We start from the raw sequence: 3,812 nt of genomic DNA on the forward strand, positions 1-3,812 counted from the left end.
GGCCAGGCCCTTGTCCGCGAGGTGCTCGAGGTAGCGGCGCGCGGTCACCCGCGATGCGCCGACGATCGCGGCGACCTCGCTCGCGGACAGGTCGCGCTCGGCCTCGCGCAGAGCGGCCGTCACCGCTCGCAGCGTCTCCGCGCTCATCCCCTTGGGCAGCGGCGTGCTTCCGGTGGGTCGCAGCGACCCCAGCAGCTGGTCGACCTCGTCCTGGACGACCTCCTTCGGGGCAGCTTCGAGCCGGGCGCGGTAGTCGGCGTACTGCTCGAGCTTGGACCGGAAGGTCGCGAACGTGAACGGCTTGAGCAGGTAGAGCACGACGCCCTGCACGACGGCCTGTCGCACCACCTTGGTGTCCCGCGCCGCCGTCACCGCGATCACGTCACACAGGTGCCCGGCGGTGCGCAGCCTGCTGAGCAGGCCGAGCCCGTGGCCGTCGGGCAGATTCATGTCGAGCAGGATCAGGTCGACCGGGGCGCCGGCGTCGCGCGCGGCGTCGAGCGCCCGGACCGTCTCGCGCGCCGACCTCGCGATCCCGGCGAGGGTGAAGCCAGGCACCCTCCCGACGTACGCCGCATGGGCCTCGGCGGCCAGCGCCTCGTCCTCGACGACCATGACTCTCACACTCATTCCGAGACCTCCGTGGCGAGGGTGACGGTGAACTCGGCCCCGCCCAGGTGCGAGCGGCCGACGCCGACCTCGCCGCCGTGGCGGCGGGCGACCTGGACGACCAGCGCGAGGCCCAGGCCGCGCCCGGTGCCGGGCTCGGCCTTCGTCGTCCAGCCACGGTCGAGGACGCGGGTCGAGGCGGTGTCCCCCAGGCCGGGGCCGCTGTCGCCCACACGGACGGTGAGGGTGTGGTCATCGCCGGTCAGGTGGACCTCGACCTGGCGGGACTCGAGGCCGGAGACGGCGTCGAAGGCGTTGTCGACCAGGTTGCCCAACACCGTCACCAGGTCGCGGGGCGGGATACCGGTGCCTTGCGGCAGCTCGCCGACGATGCGCAGGTCGACCCCCTGCTCGGCGGCCTCGGCCGACTTGCCGAGCAGCAGCGCGGCCACGACCGGGTCCTCGACCGCGCCGACGACCTGGTCGGTCAGCAGCTGGGCGACCTGCAGCTCCTCGGTGGCGAACTCGACCGCGTCCTCGGCACGGCCCATCTCGATCAACGACACGACCGTGTGCAGCCGGTTGGCCGCCTCGTGGTTCTGCGACCGGAGCGACTCGGTGAGGCGGCGGACGACCTCGAGCTCGCCGGTCACCGAGCGCAGCTCGGTGTGGTCGCGCAGCGTCACCACGGAGCCGACCTCGCGACCGTCCCAGAGCGCGGGCGCGGAGGAGACCACGAGGATCCGCTCGCCGGCGAGGTAGAGGTCGTCGGACTCGGCGGTGCGGCCGCGGGCGGCGGCCACCAGCCCGGGAGCCAGGTCGAGATCCTCGATCCGGGTGCCCACCACGTCGTCGGGGAGCGCCAGCAGGCGCCGGGCCTCGTCGTTGACCAGCTGCACCCGTCCCTCGCCGTCGAGCAGCAGCAGGCCCTCGCGGACCGAGTGGAGGACGGCGGAGTAGTACTCGTACATCCGGGCCAGCTCGCGCTCGCCCAGGCCGTGGGTGAGCCGGTGCAGGCGTCGGCTCAGCAGCCAGGCGCCGGTCAGCCCGGCGACGAGCACGAAGGCGCCGCAGAGCAGCACGATGCCGACGTCCCGCTTGAGCCCCCGGTTGATGTCGCTGACCGTGATGCCGACCGAGACCAGCGCGACGATCTCGTCGCCGTCCTCGACCGGCACCACCGCGCGGACCGACGGGCCGAGCGTGCCGGTGTACTGCTGGGTGAAGACCTCGCCCTCGGGCGCACCTCCGAGGTCGCCGACGAACCTCCCGCCGATCTGGTCCGGGTCGGTGTGGGTGTAGCGGGTGCGGTCCAGGTCCATCACGACGACGAAGTCGGTGTCGGTGTCGTGGCGCACCTCCTCGGTCCAGGGCTGCAGGGTGGCCGTCGGGTCGTCGCCGCGCAGCGCCGTGCGCACGGTGGGGGAGTCGGCGACGGTCTGGGCGACGGCCACCGCGCGCTGGGTGGCACGGCTGTAGGAGTCGCGCTGGGCGTCGTAGGAGGCCATCAGGATGCCGGTGACCACGAGCAACAGCACCGTGCCGAACTGCAGGAGCAGCACCTGCTGCGCCACCGGGCGGTCGCGGAGAGCGCGGGAGCGGAGCGGGCGGACACGGGGCACCACCTCATTCTCGCCCACCCCGGTGGAGCGGTTGTGACCGTGGCCACGAACACAACGAACACAACAGTGACGACCGTCACTTTCTCCCGGAGAGTTGCCCGAGTTGCCCCGGAGGGGGCGCCGGACACAGCGGACCAGGAGGAACGATGAGTACGACAACCAGCGAGACAAGGCCCAAGAAGGACCGGACACACTATCTCTATATCGCCGTGATCGCCGCGGTGCTGCTCGGCATCCTGGTCGGACTGGCCGCGCCGTCGTTCGCGGTCGAGCTGAAGCCGATCGGCACCGCGTTCGTGAACCTGATCAAGATGATGATCCAGCCGATCATCTTCTGCACCCTGGTCATCGGTGTCGGCTCGGTCGCCAGCGCGGCCAAGGTCGGCCGGGTCGGTGGTCTGGCGCTGCTCTACTTCATCGTGATGTCCACGGTCGCGCTGGCGATCGGTGTCGTGGTCGGCAACGTGATCGACCCGGGCACCGGTCTCCAGCTCGACCCGGAGGCGTCCAGTGCGGGCCAGGAGGCCGCCTCGGAAGGACACGGGAGCACGACCGACTTCCTGCTGAGCATCATCCCGACCTCGCTCTTCTCGGCGCTCACCTCCGGTGTGGTGCTGCAGACCCTGCTCGTCGCCCTCCTGGTCGGCTTCGCGCTGCAGCGGATGGGCGAGTCGGGCAAGCCGATCCTCAACGCGATCACCTGGATCCAGAAGCTCATCTTCCGCGTGCTCGCGATGATCATGTGGGCCGCCCCGATCGGAGCCTTCGGTGCGATCGCCGGCGTCGTGGGCGAGACCGGTGTGGACGCGCTGAAGAGCCTCGCGGTCATCATGATCGCCTTCTACGTCACCTGCGCGATCTTCGTCTTCGTCATCTTGGGTGTGCTCCTCAAGCTGGCCACCGGCGTGAACCTGTTCAAGCTGCTCAAGTACCTCGCCCGCGAGTTCCTGCTCATCCTCTCCACCAGCTCCTCGGAGTCCGCGCTGCCGCGCCTGATCGCGAAGATGGAGCACGCCGGGGTCGAGAAGGCCACCGTCGGCGTGGTCGTCCCGACCGGCTACTCCTTCAACCTCGATGGCACCGCGATCTACCTGACGATGGCGTCGATCTTCATCGCGGACGCGATGGGCGACCCGCTGAGCATCGGCGAGCAGATCGGTCTGCTGCTGTTCATGATGATCGCCTCCAAGGGCGCCGCCGGTGTCACCGGCGCCGGCCTCGCGACCCTGGCCGGTGGCCTCCAGTCCCACCGCCCGGAGCTGGTCGACGGCGTCGGTCTCATCGTCGGCATCGACCGGTTCATGTCCGAGGCCCGGGCGCTGACCAACTTCGCCGGCAACTCGGTCGCCACCGTCCTGGTCGGCCACTGGACCAAGACCGTCGACCACGGCCAGCTGAATCGTGTCCTGGCAGGTCAGGACCCGTTCGACGAGACCACGATGGTCGACGACCACGCGGCTGCCCCGCCCGCCGCGGAGAGCGAGAAGGCGCTCGTCTAGACCCCACGACGACAGGCCGGATGCCGCGCGTGCACGCGCGGCGGACGGCCAGTCGTCACCCGGTGCGGTAGAGGATCCCCGC

At 70.6% G+C, this 3,812-nt stretch carries 3 protein-coding genes; 1 reads left to right on the forward strand and 2 read right to left on the reverse strand.

Annotated features, from left to right (window positions below; translation table 11 throughout):
- Window positions 1-630, reverse strand: a 630-nt coding sequence (locus ACFVJS_RS26870) for a response regulator (protein ID WP_378886615.1), incomplete at its 3' end; no start/stop codon positions are given.
- Entirely contained in the window at window positions 627-2,231 is a 1,605-nt protein-coding gene (locus ACFVJS_RS26875) for an ATP-binding protein (protein WP_378886616.1), read from the reverse strand. The genes ACFVJS_RS26875 and ACFVJS_RS26870, both read right to left, overlap by 4 nt.
- A 146-nt stretch (window positions 2,232-2,377) precedes the next feature.
- Here ACFVJS_RS26875 and ACFVJS_RS26880 point away from each other — a divergent pair, with 146 nt between their 5' ends.
- The gene (locus tag ACFVJS_RS26880; protein ID WP_378886617.1) at window positions 2,378-3,730 is read left to right on the forward strand and encodes a cation:dicarboxylate symporter family transporter; all 1,353 of its coding nucleotides are present in this window, start codon (window positions 2,378-2,380) and stop codon (window positions 3,728-3,730) included.
- Window positions 3,731-3,812: the final 82 nt, after the last annotated feature.

Origin of the sequence: Nocardioides sp. NPDC057772, from assembly GCF_042798075.1 — a bacterium.
GTDB lineage: Bacteria > Actinomycetota > Actinomycetes > Propionibacteriales > Nocardioidaceae > Nocardioides.

Excerpts from the sequence above, each read along its gene's own strand:
- ACFVJS_RS26880 (WP_378886617.1), top strand. The coding sequence starts at position 2,378 with ATGAGTACGACAACCAGCGAGACAAGGCCCAAGAAGGACCGGACACAC.